At 62.6% G+C, this 15,377-nt stretch carries 14 protein-coding genes; 3 read left to right on the top strand and 11 right to left on the bottom strand.

Annotated features, from left to right (window positions below):
• Positions 1-126 precede the first annotated feature (126 nt).
• From AC6I99_RS19410 to AC6I99_RS19400, 3 genes are read right to left on the bottom strand one after another with little or no spacing between them, the layout of a single operon-like run.
• Entirely contained in the window at positions 127-714 is a 588-nt protein-coding gene (locus tag AC6I99_RS19410) for a cupin domain-containing protein (protein ID WP_497961571.1), read from the bottom strand.
• Positions 707-1,111 carry a PAS domain-containing protein gene (locus tag AC6I99_RS19405; protein ID WP_497961569.1) on the bottom strand — a complete coding sequence of 135 codons (405 nt, stop codon included), beginning with the start codon at positions 1,109-1,111 and terminating at the stop codon, positions 707-709. The genes AC6I99_RS19410 and AC6I99_RS19405 overlap by 8 nt, the downstream gene beginning before the upstream one ends.
• The gene (locus tag AC6I99_RS19400; RefSeq protein ID WP_497961567.1) at positions 1,108-2,775 is read right to left on the bottom strand and encodes a GMC oxidoreductase; all 1,668 of its coding nucleotides are present in this window, start codon (positions 2,773-2,775) and stop codon (positions 1,108-1,110) included. The genes AC6I99_RS19405 and AC6I99_RS19400 overlap by 4 nt, the downstream gene beginning before the upstream one ends.
• 431 nt (positions 2,776-3,206) lie before the next feature.
• Here AC6I99_RS19400 and AC6I99_RS19395 point away from each other — a divergent pair, with 431 nt between their 5' ends.
• Positions 3,207-3,695: a carboxymuconolactone decarboxylase family protein gene (locus AC6I99_RS19395; protein WP_224165525.1), complete on the top strand. Its 489-nt coding sequence runs from the start codon at positions 3,207-3,209 to the stop codon at positions 3,693-3,695.
• A gap of 100 nt (positions 3,696-3,795) precedes the next feature.
• On the opposite strand, the gene AC6I99_RS19390 is transcribed toward AC6I99_RS19395, so the two are convergent.
• The gene (locus AC6I99_RS19390; RefSeq protein WP_497961565.1) at positions 3,796-5,244 is read right to left on the bottom strand and encodes an amino acid permease; all 1,449 of its coding nucleotides are present in this window, start codon (positions 5,242-5,244) and stop codon (positions 3,796-3,798) included.
• Positions 5,245-5,495: 251 nt separating this feature from the next.
• Positions 5,496-6,437, bottom strand: a complete 942-nt coding sequence (locus AC6I99_RS19385; RefSeq protein WP_497944269.1) for an aminodeoxychorismate lyase — start codon at positions 6,435-6,437, stop codon at positions 5,496-5,498.
• A gap of 96 nt (positions 6,438-6,533) precedes the next feature.
• Between AC6I99_RS19385 and cls the strand changes: the two genes are divergently transcribed.
• Positions 6,534-8,006 carry a cardiolipin synthase gene (gene cls, locus AC6I99_RS19380; protein ID WP_224089291.1) on the top strand — a complete coding sequence of 491 codons (1,473 nt, stop codon included), beginning with the start codon at positions 6,534-6,536 and terminating at the stop codon, positions 8,004-8,006.
• A 3-nt stretch (positions 8,007-8,009) separates the two neighbouring features.
• Here the strand turns inward: cls and pabB are convergent, their stop codons facing one another.
• From pabB to AC6I99_RS19365, 3 genes are all read right to left on the bottom strand, one after another.
• Complete coding sequence (pabB, locus tag AC6I99_RS19375) at positions 8,010-10,043, bottom strand: aminodeoxychorismate synthase component I (protein WP_497961563.1); 2,034 nt, start codon at positions 10,041-10,043, stop codon at positions 8,010-8,012.
• Positions 10,040-10,621, bottom strand: coding sequence for a low molecular weight protein-tyrosine-phosphatase (locus AC6I99_RS19370; protein WP_497944271.1), 582 nt, complete (start codon positions 10,619-10,621; stop codon positions 10,040-10,042). Before AC6I99_RS19370 ends, pabB begins: the two co-directional genes overlap by 4 nt.
• A gap of 99 nt (positions 10,622-10,720) precedes the next feature.
• On the bottom strand, positions 10,721-11,359 hold the full coding sequence (locus tag AC6I99_RS19365; protein ID WP_497944272.1) for a TetR/AcrR family transcriptional regulator: 639 nt from the start codon (positions 11,357-11,359) through the stop codon (positions 10,721-10,723).
• Between the two features lie 99 nt (positions 11,360-11,458).
• Between AC6I99_RS19365 and AC6I99_RS19360 the strand changes: the two genes are divergently transcribed.
• On the top strand, positions 11,459-11,776 hold the full coding sequence (locus AC6I99_RS19360; protein WP_224165520.1) for a putative antibiotic biosynthesis monooxygenase: 318 nt from the start codon (positions 11,459-11,461) through the stop codon (positions 11,774-11,776).
• Between the two features lie 18 nt (positions 11,777-11,794).
• On the opposite strand, the gene AC6I99_RS19355 is transcribed toward AC6I99_RS19360, so the two are convergent.
• The 3 genes from AC6I99_RS19355 to uriH are packed head-to-tail and all read right to left on the bottom strand — an operon-like array spanning position 11,795 to position 15,287.
• A complete protein-coding gene (locus AC6I99_RS19355) occupies positions 11,795-12,766 on the bottom strand; it encodes a ribokinase (protein WP_224089280.1) in 972 nt (323 codons plus the stop codon).
• A complete protein-coding gene (gene uriT, locus AC6I99_RS19350) occupies positions 12,763-14,226 on the bottom strand; it encodes a uridine transporter UriT (RefSeq protein ID WP_497961561.1) in 1,464 nt (487 codons plus the stop codon). The genes AC6I99_RS19355 and uriT overlap by 4 nt, the downstream gene beginning before the upstream one ends.
• Positions 14,226-15,287 (bottom strand): uridine-preferring nucleoside hydrolase UriH, encoded by a 1,062-nt coding sequence (gene uriH, locus AC6I99_RS19345; protein WP_497961559.1) that lies wholly within the window; start codon positions 15,285-15,287, stop codon positions 14,226-14,228. Before uriH ends, uriT begins: the two co-directional genes overlap by 1 nt.
• Between the last annotated feature and the right edge of the window lie 90 nt (positions 15,288-15,377).

Below are 15,377 nucleotides of genomic sequence, written 5' to 3'. Positions count from 1 at the left end.
TCTCACTTCCAGCGGCTTTTGGGCGGATGTTCTCTCACTTCCAGCGGTCTTTGGGCGGATGTTCTCTCACTTCACGCCCCGCTGGAGGGTGCGCCCTCCCCATACGGGCGCACCCTTCAGCGGCGGTTAGCCGGCCGCGAGCCTCCTGATCAACTCCGACTGACCAGGGAACTGCGCCACGAGTGCCTCCACATCTTCGCTCGTGGGCTTCGCGGAATCGCTCGGTTCATAGCCGGGGGACAGGCTGCAGCTCACCAGGACAAACCCGTCCCCAGCCAGCTCAGCCCCGAACCATGTGGAATGCGGCGCCGCGCCATGCAGAATCTCACCAGACTCCGGATCCGGACCGAAGACCGTTGATGAGTACCCCTCTGTCTGCGAAAAAACGTGCAGCCGGATGGGGGTGCCCAGATGGAAGAACCACAGCTCGTCCTGCTTCAAAGTGTGCAGCTGGAGGACTTCGCCCGCCTGCAACAGGTACCAGTTGGAGCTGTACAGTGGATGGTCACTGCCAAAGCGAGGTGGCAATGCCCGCCCGGCGATCAGCTCGTCGCTCACCATTGCCGGCGCGAACCAGCCGCCAACGCCCGACGGCGTCATGTCCAACCGCTTGATCCACTCCTTCGCGTCGGGGCTGGCTGCGTTCGGGCTGGCCGCGTCCGGGCTGGCGAAGTGGATGCCTGGGCTCCCGCCTGCCAGATCCACGTCAGTCATTGGGGGGATCCGCGAGTGAGAAGCAGACAGTGATCCCGATGATGGCCCCGGTGTCCAGCGACCGGAGGAGCCCCTTCTGGGTCACGATGTCCACGTTCACCGTCCCGCCATCCTTCAACGGAACCTCGATGACTTCGTGGAAATTGAGCAGGGGTTTTCCGCTGGCCATCACCTCCTTGTCATGGGCAACATGGGCTGCCCGCGAGTCCTGATGCCCAATCAATTGGTCCTTGGTCATCCCCACGAGGTCGGCGAAGTTTTGGTTCACCCACAGGAAAACGGAATTCGCGTCCTTGACCACCCAATAGATGCCATCCTGCCTGTCCAGGACGTCGGCAACTGTCATCAGCGGCAACGTGGGCAGGACTGCCGGGTCCAGGGCCGGAACCGCGGTCACAGCGCAACTCCCGTGCCGCCGTCGGCCTCCAACCGTTCGGCGAGGTCCTGCGTCAACGCAACCATGGTCATGGTTGGGTTCCAGGACCCGCCGGTCGGCCACAGCGAACCGCCCGCGACATAGACATTTTCGACGCCGTTGAGGCGGTAGTCGGTGCCGACGGTGGAGTCCTCGTCCTCGCCGATGGGAAGGCTGGAGCTCTCGTGGACGAGTCCCGGGACGCGGCGCTCGGGAATGCCGGGCCGGTCCGATCCCCAGGTTCCGGTGTCCGGATCGCCGTGCCAATACTCAACATGATCCGCGCCGTCCGGTGACAGTACGCGTTCCAACATCTGGAAAGTGCCCTCGTCCATGGTGTCCCATGTGGCATCGTCCGTGGAGTTGGCCAGCACCTGAAGAGTCACGTTGTTGGTGGGGTCCGCTCCACCGGAATAGCGCAAGTGGTTTTCCGGATTATCGATGTCCAGTTCGCCCAGTACCGCGCACACGAACACCAGGTAGTCCTCTGAGGACTGCAATTGGGCCAGCGAGGCGGTGGCAACGACGTCAGGTGCGTAACGCTCGGACTTCTGGGCGTTCTTGTCCGGGCTCCGATCCGAGAGCACCGAGAGCTGCACGTGGTACTGCATGCCCGCGGGACTCATGCCTGCCATGTAGATGGCGGCCAGTTCCAACTCGCCCAGGGCCTCGCTGAATTCGAAGTCCTTGCGGGGGACCCTGGCAACGACGGACGTAATGAAGTGGGCGCTGAACTGCTCACCAACTCCAGGCACTTCGGGGAAGGAATTGAGGACCAGAGTGGCAGGTGGCAACGTGCCCATGGCAAGCACCAGGTTTGCGTCTCCGATGTTCACCACACCGCGGCTGGTATCGAGCGCTGTGGCCCGGCCGTCCTGCTGGATGATGCTGTTCACAGTGCAGTCCGTAACGATGCGGAGTGGAGATCCCTTGCCTGCTGCTGCCAACCGTTGCTGTCTGTCCGATAGTTCAAGCAGGACCGATGGCGTTGAGAATTTGGCGAAGTCAATGCCTGAGGTCGCGCCCGAAGCTGCTGCCAATGGTGCCGGCATGGAGCGGGTGGCGGAGTCAATCTTGTGCAAGCCGGCCGCCAGCCGGTCCTGTAGTGCCTTCTGCATGATCCCGTAGACGGGCCGGGTGTTGTTGATGAGATCCACGACGTCGGCAGACGCCCCGGCGTCGATTTGGTCGGCGCTGACCACATTCAGCAGATCCTCTGCGGTGGTGAAGTGCGCTTTTGCGGCATCCATGACTGCGCGTGGCCACCCGCGCATCTCATCCTCTTCAGGTCGCGGACACCAAGCGCTCCACATAATGGAGCGGCCACCATAGAACGGAACCATTCCGTGCTGCCAGGAGATCTTGCCGGCGGGTTGGTTGGCCGTGGCGGCAGCCAGCGTCCATGGGAATGTTTCAGAAAGTCCGCCCAGGGTCTCGCGATAGGGCAACGGAAGGTTCTGAAAATGCTGGGGCAGGAAGAACGGACCCCGCTCAATAACCAGGATCCTGGCCTGGGGGTTAACGGTCAGGGTCCTCTCCGCGAACGCGTACCCGCAGAACCCGCTGCCGATGACAATATGATCGAATTGTTCCGTTTCGCGGACGTCTTTCCATTCTTCCTGGTTGAGGAAAAATACGTGGTCCATGACCTTCTGCGGGGAAGGATCCTGGGGGCCGGGCGTAGGAAACCCGTGGTTGAAATTTTGGGACGAAGAAACTGCACTCACAATGATGCCCTCCATCAACATTCTGTTCTCACGGCGTAGTGAAAACAGTGTGTCCTGCCGGACAGAGAGGGAGTTCTCCCGCCCCAGCAGGGATCACTGCGCCTCAGTGAACCACTGTTGGAATGAGGGCGCAATAGAAAGTGGAAGCGTATTTATTTGCGACCTTGGGTGGGTGCTCCATTTGCATCGATTAGTAGTCAAGTCTCATTTCCAGCTTGTGATGAACTGGTCATAAAATGTCGATAATGCGGCTTCCACCGCCCATCTCTATTTGATTTCGAGCCGGTGCGACTCCGGGGGTGGATGCCTCTCACTCCGGCACTCCATACCAGTTGCGCTAGGCTCCAAGCATGCCTGAACAGGAAACAAAAGCACGTCTCGCCGGCTATCTGGATAAGCAACAGCCCGAGCTGTACGCAACGCTGAGCCACTATGCCCAACAGGTGGTTGGAGAAGCCGACCGCACAGGTGTCCCACGCCGGACCATCGAACTTCTGAACTACCTTGCGTCGCAGATCAACGGCTGCGCATTCTGCCTGGACCTGCACCATCGCCGGGCCTTGGGGTACGGAGAAACAGAACAGCGTTTGTCCTTGGTGGCTGTCTACAAGGAGGTGGCGCTGTTTGAACCGGCTGAACGGGTGGCCATGGAAATCACTGAGCAGATCACCCGCATGAGCACGTCACGGCCGAGCCCTGAACTCTTCGAGCGCGCCCGGGAGCACTACAACGACGAGCAAATCAGTGTTCTCTGCATGGCCGCGATTGGGATCAACGCCTTCAACCGCCTGTCCATCCTGAGCGAGCACCCCGTCAGGACGGCCAAGCCGAAGTCCTGAACTTGGGCGGCCGTTTGGCGTCCTGACCTACTTTCAAACAACATCAGCCCCTGCGCAGCCGGAATGGGTTGCACAGGGGCTGATCTGCCGCCAAAGAAGGTCAGGAAGCCACGGGAATCTTGGCGCGTCGTCCGTACTTGAAGTAGAAGAACGCGTAGCAAGCCCCTACGAACGGGATGCCGAACAGCAGTGCCGCTACCTGGTTGGGGTCAAAGGCAATGCCGATCAGGGACACAACGCACAGCGCGAACGCCAGGACCGGAACCAGCGGGAAGAACGGTGCCTTGTAGGGGAGCGTGCTGAGGTCGCCGCCGTTCCTGATAAACGTACGCCTGTACACGAAGTGCGAGGCCACGATGGACATCCACACGCCCACAGTTGCAAAGCCGGCGATCGAGACGAGAACCAGGTACACGGTTGCCGGCGCCACAATGCTGCTGATCAGCGAGGCAAGGCCACCGAGCATGCTGACGCACAGGGCAATCATCGGGATGCCACGCTTGGTCAGCTTCCTGAACGCCTTGGGGGCGTGTCCTTCGTCGGCCAGCGAGAAGAGCATGCGGGCACAGGAGTAGAGGCCACAGTTTCCAGCAGACAACAGGGCGGTGATGATCACGAAATTCATGATGTCCGCAGCGAACGGAATGCCGAGCATCGAGAAGACGGTGACGAACGGGCTTTCGTCCACGCTGACCTTCTCGTAGGGGATGGTCGCTGCGATGACGGTAATCGCGCCGACAAAGAAGATCATGAGACGGATGACCGTGGTCCGCATGGCCTTGGGGATGTTGGCGCCGGGATTGGATGTTTCGCCGGCGGCCACACCGATCAGTTCGGAGCCTGAGAAGGCGTAGAAGACTGCCAGGCAGGTGACGAAGACGCCCGTGAAGCCGTTGGGGAACAGCCCCTCGGGTGTGCTGAAGTTGCTGGTGAGCGACGGGTAGTCGCCTGCGGCGAGCGGGTGGAAGCCCATCAAAGCGGCGCCGCCCAGGACAATCAGGCCGACGACGGCGGCAACCTTGATGAGCGCGAACCAGAACTCTGATTCACCGAAGACGCGCGATGAGATGGCATTGAGGGTGAACAGGACGCTGGCGAATATGAAACACCAGATCCAGACGTCGACGCCAGGGAACCAGCGCTGCATGAGCAGGCCGGCCGCAGTGAATTCCGAACCCAACGCCACCGCCCAGCAAAGCCAGTAGAGCCAGGCCGTGGCGAAACCGGTGGCAGGTCCGATGGTCCTGGCAGCGTAGATGTGGAAGGCGCCGGAAACGGGGAACGCAACGGCGAGTTCCCCGAGGCATGCCATCACCAGGTAGACCACCACGGCTCCGATAAGGAACGCGAGAACGGCGCCCAAAGGGCCCGCGGTGGCAATGGTGTAACCCGAGCTGACGAAAAGGCCTGAGCCGATGACGCCACCCATGGCAATCATCACCAGGTGCCGGGCCTCCATGGACCGGCGAAGCCCTGCCTGTGAGGCGCCAGTCTCCGACTGCGCCTCGGGTGCCGATGCCTCGGCTGTTGTGGGGGAGCTGTGTCCCATATTCCCTCCGGGAAGTTAGCCAGCAAAGTCTCAAATGGTGTTGGGAGGACGTGATCCAACTAACACGAGAACAAGATTCATCACATGACGGACGCCCATTTCAAGGAGGATAAGGAACGCGATTGAACCCCCGTGAAGCTCACTGCTGAGACCAAGAGTTCCTTATCAATAAGTCATGCGAGCAATTACTCTACTTGTCATCTGCTAGGTTCCAAGCGGAGCAGAGTAGGCCTCAGTCTGGCCGGCCGGAATTACTCGATCCCGGCAAACAGCTCATTCAGTTCGGCAGTGAGCTGTTTCCGGACAGCGGGAGTACCGATCTCGTGGCCGTTGATGTGATTCACGGGCGCGATCAAGCGGATGCTCGAAATGAGCCAAACGGCGTCCGCGTCGAACAGGTCCTGCGGCACCAGCGGCCCATACCCGAGCTCCCAGCCGGCAGCCTTCGCGGCGGCGAACAGCGCGCCCTGCGATGTACCGGGGAGAATGCCGCTATCCAGTTGCGGCGTGATGAGGCGACGAACAGTCCTGACGGTACCCTCGCCGTCGTCCACTGTCTCGAGGTGGGCGAGCAACACAGTGGATGTTGGCCCCTCAAGGACGCGGCCATCCGTGGAGGTGAAGATGGCGTCATCGGCGCCCTGCTTGTGGGCGTAACGCAGCGCAGCCATGTTCACGGCGTAGGAGAGCGTCTTGGCGCCCAGCAGCAGCCACGGCGCACGCTCGCCGGCTTCGGTGTCGAAGCCGCGGTCCAGGAGGACGACGTCGATGCCCGTCTCGCGCTGCCGGCGGCTGCCTGCGGGTGAGGGCGAGGCCTGTACCCAGCATGTGGGGCTCGCCGCACCTTCAACGCCACGGGTCACGATCAGCTTGATGACGACTTCGTCCTCTTCGGGTGTCGGCGCGGGGTGCACCGTGCGGAACTCCGTGATCGCGGTGTCAATCGCCCTTCGCCAGACGTCCTGCTCCGGAATAAACAAGTCCAAGGCAGCTGCGGAAGTGCCCAGCCGGTTCAGGTGTGCCTGCACTTTGCGCGCCCTGCCCTGCACGGCCAGAAGGGACTCGAACACACCGTCGCCACGGGTAGCGCCCAGGTCCGTGGCCATGAGCTGGGGCTGGCTGGAATCGGCAATGCGGCCGTTTTCGAAGGCCGGGTCCAGGAAAACGAGAACCGTGGGGGCAGGAGAAGTCATGTTCCCAGCTTAGTGCGGCACCCCGGTGCGGCCCTCCTGCACGGCGGGCGGATAGGCTGTGGTCACCGTTAGTTCTTGGACCGTGGGGGTTGTGGAGTGCTTTTTCCTTTTCCGATTGGCCCGGAATGGACCTGGCTTTTAGGTGCTTGGGCCATTGCGGAAGTCATCATGCGCATCGTGCTGCTGGGCATCATTCCCGGAAACCGTCGCCCCACTACGGCCATGGCCTGGCTTCTGGCTGTTTTCCTCGTCCCGACCGTTGGGTTCGTGCTCTTCCTGCTTTTTGGCAATTTCCGTTTGTCCAAGCGGCGGCGTGAGCAGCAGGAACAAGTGAACCATCGAGTTCGCGCTGTCACCTCCGACCTGGCCGACCCCGTAAGCACCTATCCTGGCCCGGAATGGGTGAAGTCGGCGGGTGAGTTGAACCATCGCCTTGGCTCGCTGCCGATGGTCGATGGCAACAAGGTGGAGCTCATTCCTGGCTACCAGGAGTCCATTAAAGCCATGGCCGAGGCAGTGCGGGGTGCTACGGACTACGTCAACGCAGAGTTCTACATCATGAGCAGCGACTTCGTAACGGATGAGTTGCTCACTGAACTGGAGAAGGCCGCCGAGCGGGGTGTCACCGTCAGGCTGCTCTTTGACCACATCGGAACGCTGCGCATCAAGGGCTACCGCCGCTTGGTCCGCCGGCTCAAGGCAGGCAAGATCCAGTGGAAGCGGATGTTGCCACTGCTGCCCATCCACGGCCAGTGGCGCCGCCCTGATCTCAGGAACCACCGCAAGATCCTGGTCATTGACGGGACGCTGGCCTTCACCGGCTCCCAGAACCTGATCGAGCCCTCCTATAACAATCCCAAGCATCGCCGTGCGGGCCGTCAATGGGTTGAACTCATGGCCCGGCTTGAAGGGCCGATTGTGGCCACCCTCAACGTAGTTTTCGCAACCGACTGGCTCAGCGAAACCGACGAATCACTCGAGAGCCAGCTTCGCCTTCCCGCCCAGCCCTCCCCGGGACAGGTCACGGCCCAGGTGGTCCCCAGTGGTCCAGGGTTCGCCACCGAGAACAACCTGCGCCTGTTCAATACGCTGATCTACTCGGCGCAGCACAGGATCTCCATCTGCAGCCCATACTTCGTGCCTGATGACTCCCTGCTCTATGCGATCACTACAGCTGCCCAGCGCGGCGTGGATGTGGAGCTCTTTGTCTCGGAAAAGGGTGACCAATTCCTGGTCCACCACGCCCAACGCTCCTACTACGAAGCACTGTTGGAAGCGGGTGTCCGCATCTACCTGTACCGGGCGCCGTACGTACTCCACGCCAAGCACTTCACGATCGACGACGAAGTTGCGGTTCTCGGTTCCAGCAATATGGACATGCGCTCCTTCTCCCTGAACATGGAAGTTTCGGTGATGCTGCTGGGCGCCGAAACCGTGAACCTCATGCGGGCCGTGGAGTCCACGTATCGCGAGGTATCCCGTGAGCTTACGTTGGACGACTGGATGGACAGACCCCCCTTGGCCAAGTATGTGGATAACGTCGCGAGATTGACCGCGACGCTCCAATAGTCCTCAGCCGGGGAAGTCGGCCCCGAGCGTCGACAACACGCCAAACGCCTTGGTCCGGATCTCTTCGTACTCGTCGTCGGCCACGGAATCGGCGGTGATTGCCCCGCCAACGCCCAGGCTCAGCGCGCGCCCGCCGTCGTCGTCAGGGTTAACAACCAAGGTTCGGATCACGACGGCGAGGTCCGTGGCAGCATTCAGCGAGAAGTAGCCGATTGCTCCCGAATAGATACCGCGGGGGCCCGCCTCAAGCTGGTCAAGAATGTCCATGGTGCTGATTTTCGGCGCCCCGGTCATTGAACCGGCAGGGAAGGCCGCAGCCACCGCCTCTGCCCGCGGAGCGCCAGGGCGGAGATGCGCGTCCACGGTGCTCACCATTTGATGCACCGTGGCGTAGCTTTCGATCGCGCACAAGCGGCTGACCGTCACCGAGCCCGGAATGGCGAAATGGCTCAGGTCATTTCGCAGCAGGTCCACGATCATGATGTTTTCGGCGCGGTCCTTCAGCGACGTCTCCAGGTCGCGGCGCAGTTCGGCGTCCTCCGTGGGGTCGGCGGAACGCCCACGCGTGCCTTTGATCGGCTCGGCCCGCATGCCGCCGTCGGAGAGAATCCGCAGGAAGCGTTCGGGCGAAGTGCTCGCGACAACCAGCTCGCCGAACCGAAGGTAACTGGCGAAGGGTGCCGGATTGCGGCGGCGCAACGCCCGGTAGCTCTCCCACGGATCAAGCCCGCCGGCAGGGGCTTCAAGCATGGTGGTCAGGCAGACCTCGTACGAGTTGCCTTCGCTTATTTCATGTTGGGCGTCGGCGATTTTGCGCTTGTAGTCCGTCGCGCTGTCACGGCAAGTGAATTCCGGAGCCACCTCGGAAGCTGGCCCGACGGCGAAAGCAGGGGCGGTTGAAGCAGCCCCGACGGCGGTTCGAGCCTCGCGGAACCAGTCATCGGCGTCGGGCGCGTCCAAGGCGAGCAGCCACACAGTGTGCTCGCGATGATCCAGCACCACGGCCCGTCCAGCGAAGAGCAGGGCGGCGTCGGGAGTCCCTGCCTGGACGTCGTTCCCCCCGGTTTCCCGCTTGAGCTCGTAGCCCAGATAACCCAACCAGCCGAGCGTGAACTGGCCATCGTAGCCGCGGGGTGCGCGCACGGCCCGGCGTCCCCATACGGAATCGAGCCAGCGGAAGAAGGGTCCGGCGGTTTCCACGGTGGCTGTTCCGGCCGTTACCTGGGTGGTTCCCTGACGGTGCTGGACGGACTGTCCGAACGTGCCGCCGTCGTCCGCCAGAATGCTGAAGCGGCTTCGGGCTGCGGCTTGGGACGTCCCTGAAACCGCGGATGCGTTGGAGGAATCCAACCAGACAGCGTTGGCCGAGGAACCGTAGAGGTTCTGGAAGAGCGCCTCGGCGTCAGGAGCGGCGCTGATCTTTTCGGACCGGAGCTGCAGGCCGCGGCGCGCGCTGAGTTCCGGCGAGAGGATCGCTGCCAGCGACGGCAGGTACCGCATGGCCTGCAGGACGTCGTCCGGGGCGTTGCCATCCGCGAGGTTTTGCACACGGATGTCTGCTGCGCCGATGACAGGGTCAGCTTCGAGCCAAAGGTCTTCCTGCGCGGCCCAGGTGTCCCAGTAGGGTTCGTAGGTATCTCCGTCACGGGCCAAAGCCCGTCGACGGCGGTCGTCACCGGGGGATTCGACCCAGACGACGGCGTCCAGCATGGGGCGCGCGGCGATTGCTGCAGCCCCGACACCCTCGACGATCACGATTTCGGCTGGCAGTGTTACGTGCAGCGCGCCGTCGTAATGCTTTTCCCAATCCCAGCTGACCCACTCTGCTGCCTCGCCTTGGCTCAAGGGCGTCAGGACCGTTGCGATGTATCGTTCGATGCCTGTGGCAAGGCCGTTCCACCCGGGATAGATGTCTTCCAGATGGAAAAGGGAAACCTTGTGGTGCTCCCGAAGGCGGGCCGCCAGCTCGACGGCCAGCGTGGTCTTGCCCGCGCCGGACCGCCCGTCGACGGCGATGATCACGGGTGCAGGGGTCATGACATAGAGGTTACCTGCTGGTGCTCGGTGGCTCCGTTACCTACGTCGCTGGCGCTACTCCTTGGGTCTTCCGCAAGGGCAGCGCCCACGTGGCGCACAATGCCTGGAATGGCGGCTTTGATGAGGGTCCAGGTGTTGTCGAAGTCGGTGTGGCCGCCGTACCAGGGATCCTCGATGCCCAGATCCAGGGAACTGCGCCCAGCCATCATGGGATCGAAGCTGCGCAGCATCCGGACTTTGGCCAGCGATTCGCGATCCGGCGCGCCCTCCTGGAGCCAGCCGAAATGGTCGACGTCCAGCGCCAGGATGAGATCCCGCTCAGCGAACCACTCCTGCCGCCACTGGCGTGCGACGTGATCCTCGGAAGCGATGTGGTGGGCGGTCAGTTTGCGGGCCGCCCGGGGATCGATCGGGTGCCCCACCTCGTACCCGGTGGTGCCTGCTGAGTCCACTACGACCAGCTTGCCGAGCCCTTCCGCTTCGAAGGCTTCGGTAAGCATGAGCGCTGCCATGGGCGAGCGGCAGATGTTTCCAGTGCAGACCGTGATGATGCGGTATGGGCTCGTCGTTGAGTACATGCAGCAAGCATGGTTGATGGCACCCCTTCTTGGCTAGGGGCCACTTCACAACGAAGTCACTTTTCCTGTCAAAGCTGTCACAGGGTGTATGAGGGGCAGTTAGTGGACCACTGGAGCTGGCGTAATTTCTGTGGCCGACGACCCGACAGGTGCCGCTTCCGCAGCGAGCGCGGAGGCAGTCAGGTAGACGGTACGCACGACGGCGGCGCGTCGCCTTTCGAGGCGGCCGGGGTCGTTCCCGGCCATGAGTCCATCGAGTGCAGGCAGCACGGGCGCGGCATCGCAAAGACTCACGATGGTGATGAGGAGATCGCCGGCGTCTTCCCTTGAGATTCCAGGAAGGGCTGCAATGGTGCTGTTGACCTTGGACGCACAGTTGGCCATCCGTTTGGGCAGGCCCACAACTTCAGCGCCGCGTTCCAGGCCTTCCCAGAAGAGGAGGCGCGGCGCGGTCGCATCTTTTTGGTGGTGGTCAAAGAGCCGGCCAGCGTAGTCAGCCATGGCCTCCGGACCCTTTCCATGAATGGGTACTTCGTCCATGAGGGAGCTGAGCGCCGCGACGATAACCGCGTCAAAAAGGCCGTTCTTGTTGCCGAAGTACTGGTAGATGCGTTCCTTGTTGACACCCGCCTCAGCCGCGATGCGGTCAATCCGGGCCCCGGCAAGTCCGCGCGCGCAAAACTCGGACGTCGCCGCCTCGAGCAGGAGTGACTTGGTGCGTTCTGTGTCCCATGCCATAACTACAGATTACCATTTCCCAACCAACTAGTTGTATTTGCTCCCGAGTGCGGTTATGGTGGGACCAAGCTAAATGCAACTATCTGGTTGGAGAATGCCATGACCACTCAAACAACGCCGGAAATCGCCGTTCAGTCATCGTCACCCGCAGTCCCGGCTCGCCCGAAAGTGCCCTCCGTCCACGTGAGGGCACTGATCACCTGGCTCGCGATCTTCCCCTTGGTATCCATCGGCATGCTGTTGCTCGGCCCGATCATGGAGCCGTGGCACCCTATCCTTCGGGCGCTCCTGCTGACGGCGCTTGTGGTCCCGGCCGCGGTCTACGTTGTGGTCCCCAAGCTCATGGCCGGCCACGGCGCCCTCACCCGCAAGGCAGTGGAGCGCTCGGCCCAACGCGCAGCCCGCAAGTCCCGCTAACCACCTGGGACGCTGGGACTAAACGCTCCGCAAGCGCTCCACATCCGCGATGCTGGGATAGGCGGCCTGGGTGCCCTTCTTCGTGGCCGCCAACGCGGCAGCCACTGAGGCGAACCCGGCGGCGTCGGCGAGGGAGTCTCCGGCAGCCAGGCGTGCAGCGACCGCCCCCGTAAAAGCATCACCGGCACCCGTGGTGTCGACGGCCGAAACGCGGGTAGGGGGAATGCGCGTGATCTGGTCCTGGGTACCCCGGGCCAAAGAATCCAGCACAACAGACCCGTGGGCGCCCAGCGTTACCAGCACGCGCTGCAAACCCCGGTCAGCAAACTGGCTACGTACCGGCTCCCACGCTTCGGCCTCCGCGTCGGCGGCAGGAACGTCGGCTTCGCCACCAAGGAACAGTGAGGCCTCGTGCGCATTGACCAGCAGTACGTCGCTCAACTCGGCCAGGACCTCCGGCACCTCCGCGTAAGGCGAGAGGTTCAACAAGACGGTAGCGCCGGCGTCGTGCCCTGCTTGTGCAGCGGCGATCACAGTATCGATCGCGACTTCAAGGCAGAGGCAGACCACCGCAGCATTGTTGAAGGTGTCCGCTGCCGCGCGCACGTCCGCCGGGGTTAGAGTCCCGTTTGCCCCGGCCGAGATGATGATGCTGTTCTCGCCGCCGGCATCCACCGAGATGACCGCGACGCCCGTCGCGGCATCTGAACGTCGGACGCGGGTAACGTCCACGCCGGCGTTGGCGGTCGACTCCAGGAGCATGGTGCCGTTGGCGTCATCGCCCACTGCGCCCACCAGGCTGACCTGGGCACCGAGCTTGCTGGCCGCCACCGCCTGGTTGGCACTCTTGCCACCGGGATTTACGGCGAAACCATTGCCGTGGACCGTCTCGCCGGGCTTCGGGAGGCGGTCGCAGTAGATCGTCAAATCGGCGTTCAGGGAGCCGACGACGACGATCCCCGCCGTGGGTGCTTTGGCTTCTGTGCTCATGCGGTGACCTCTTTCTCGGATGTCTCGTTGTCCGCACCTTCGGTGACTTCGGCATCAACCGGTTTGGGGATCAGCAGTGAGGCTCCGAAGGCGGCGAGGGTGATGGCGAGACCCACCACCACAACGGTGAGGTACGCCGCCTTTGCGTCGCCCAGTGCCGACGTTGCAACGAGGACCGCGGGCAGGACCAGGAAGCTCAGGCCGGCGCCGAGGTTGAAGGCGCCCGCGTTCATTCCGGGAAGGAAGCCCGGATTGCCTAGGGGCGAGAGGACCACACCGAGTCCGTTCAGCATGATGTTGACGGTACCGGCGTACATGATGCCCAGCAAGGCCGTGCCCACGATCATCATCGGCAGGTTGTTCAGGCCGAAGAGCGCGATGATCGCCAAGGCTACGAGGCTGCCCACCAGGCCGATGCGAAGGACCTTCGTGTAGCCGAGGACCGGGGCGAGCCTGCCGCTGATCGGGCCGAAGAGCCAACCCAGCAGTGCGTACGGCGTGAGGATCATGAGTGACATCTCGGTGGGACCGACGCCGAAGCCGGGTTCGGCCGCCTGAACGAAGGCAGGGACGATCCCATTAATGACGGCGAAGATACCGGTCATGGTCAGTGTGGTGGTCAAAAGCGGAGCCCACGTGGAACGCTGCCGCAGGTGCACGGTTTCGACCATGGGCTGCTTGGCGCGCTTTTCAACAGTCCAGAAGGCGAAGAACGCGACGGCGGCAACCAGGATGAGGGCGACTGCGAGGGTCAAGGTGCCGGCGTCGAAGGCCGCTGCCAGCTTGGAGCCTTCGTTCAGTGCCGTCAATAGTGCGCCCACGGCGATCACGATGAAGAAGACGCCCAGCCAGTCCATGGTGGTTCCGGCAGCAGGTTTGCTTTCACCGGCCAGGACAGCGATCAGAACCGTAGCCACGAGTGCCAGGGCCACCATGAGCCAGAAGATGCTGCGGAATCCGAAGTTCTCGGCGAAGTAGCCGCCCACGAACGAGTCGACGCCGGCCACCCCACCGTTCACCGCGGTGATGAGGCCCATGAGCGTGCCGTATTTGCGGGGGCTGCTCACTGCGGAACGGAGCATGATGAGGCAGAGCGGGACGGTGGGACCGCTGACACCCTGGATGATGCGGCCTACGAAGAGCCACGTGACATCGGGTGCGAGTGCGGCGATGACTGAACCAACTGCCATCAGGAGCATCATGCCCACAAGGATCTTCTTGCGGCCCACGATGTCGCTGAGGCGGGGGAGGAAGAGGGAGAACAGTGCGGCGGCCGTGAAGAACCAGGTCTGGGAGAGGCCGATGGTTGCTTGGTCGGTCTGGAGCTCATTGCCCATGGTGACCAAGGCGGGACTGAGCATGGAGGCGTTGAGCTGGAAGGCTACGCAAGCTGCCAGCAGGGCGACCATGAGGGCAGTGACATTGCCGCGCGTGGACTTGGTTTCTGCGGGGATGGACATTACTTGGCCTCTTCTGCTGCCACTGCCGCTGCAGCGTCGGTGACGTCCGCCGCAGCCGTGGCGTTAGCTCCGTCGTCGAGCGTTGGTTCGCCAATCCGTTCGATCGCGTCCGTGACCAAATCCCAGAACTTCTTGTGGTCCAGGTCAACAGCCACGGCCGTGTGGCAGTCCTCCGGGGCGGGCGCGCGGAAGTCCGCAACGGTCATGCCCAGGGTGAGCTTGCCCTGCAGCTCGATGTCGACGGGGACCTTGCGGGTGGTCATCACGGTGGGGTCGATGACGTAGGCGACGGCGCACGGATCGTGGACCGGCGGGAAGTCGAAGCCCTGCGCATCCTTGTAGGTCTTCTTGAAGAATTCCATCAGTTCAAGCACGAATTTGGCCGGGTTGGTGCCGATTTTTGCGATGCGTTCCACTACTTCGTCGGTGGCCAGCGCCTGATGCGTGAGGTCCAGGCCGACCATCACCACGGGCCACTTTTCGTTGAACACTATGTGCGCAGCTTCGGGATCGATGATGATGTTGAACTCTGCCACGGCGCTCCAGTTGCCTACGTGGTAGCCGCCGCCCATGAGGACAACTTCCTTGACGCGCTCCACGATGCGTGGCTCCTTGCGGGCAGCCATGGCGATGTTGGTCAGCCCTGCGGTGGGGACCAGGGTGACGGTGCCCGGCTCATGCGCCATGACGGTTTCAATGATGAGGTCGACGGCGTGGCGCGGGTCCAGTTCGATGGCGGACTCGGGCTGCTCCGGGCCGTCCATGCCGGAGTCTCCGTGGATAGTGGGGGCAGTCTCGATGGTGCGCACAAGGGGACGGTCGCAGCCGGCTGCGAAGGGAACGCCAGTGATGCCAGCGATCGTGGCTACCGAGAGGGCGTTGCGCGTGACTTTTTCGAGGGTCTGGTTGCCCACGACGGTTGTCACTGCGAGGAGCTCGATGTCCGGGTTGCCGTGGGCCAGAAGCAATGCCACTGCGTCGTCATGGCCGGGGTCGCAGTCAAGAATGATCTTCTTGGGTGCTGTCATGGGGTTGGGGTCCACGTTTCGTCTCCACGTCATTGGGGCCTGCCAGGGTCTTGCCTGAAGCAGGGCGGTAAGCATTCATTGGGAATTCTGGCACTGCTTCCGGTCTCACGTCAAGCGCTTAAC

The organism is Arthrobacter sp. TmtSoilC77, assembly GCF_059739415.1.
Note: the sequence above shows the minus strand (reverse complement) of the source record. Positions and strands in the feature narration are given on the sequence as shown.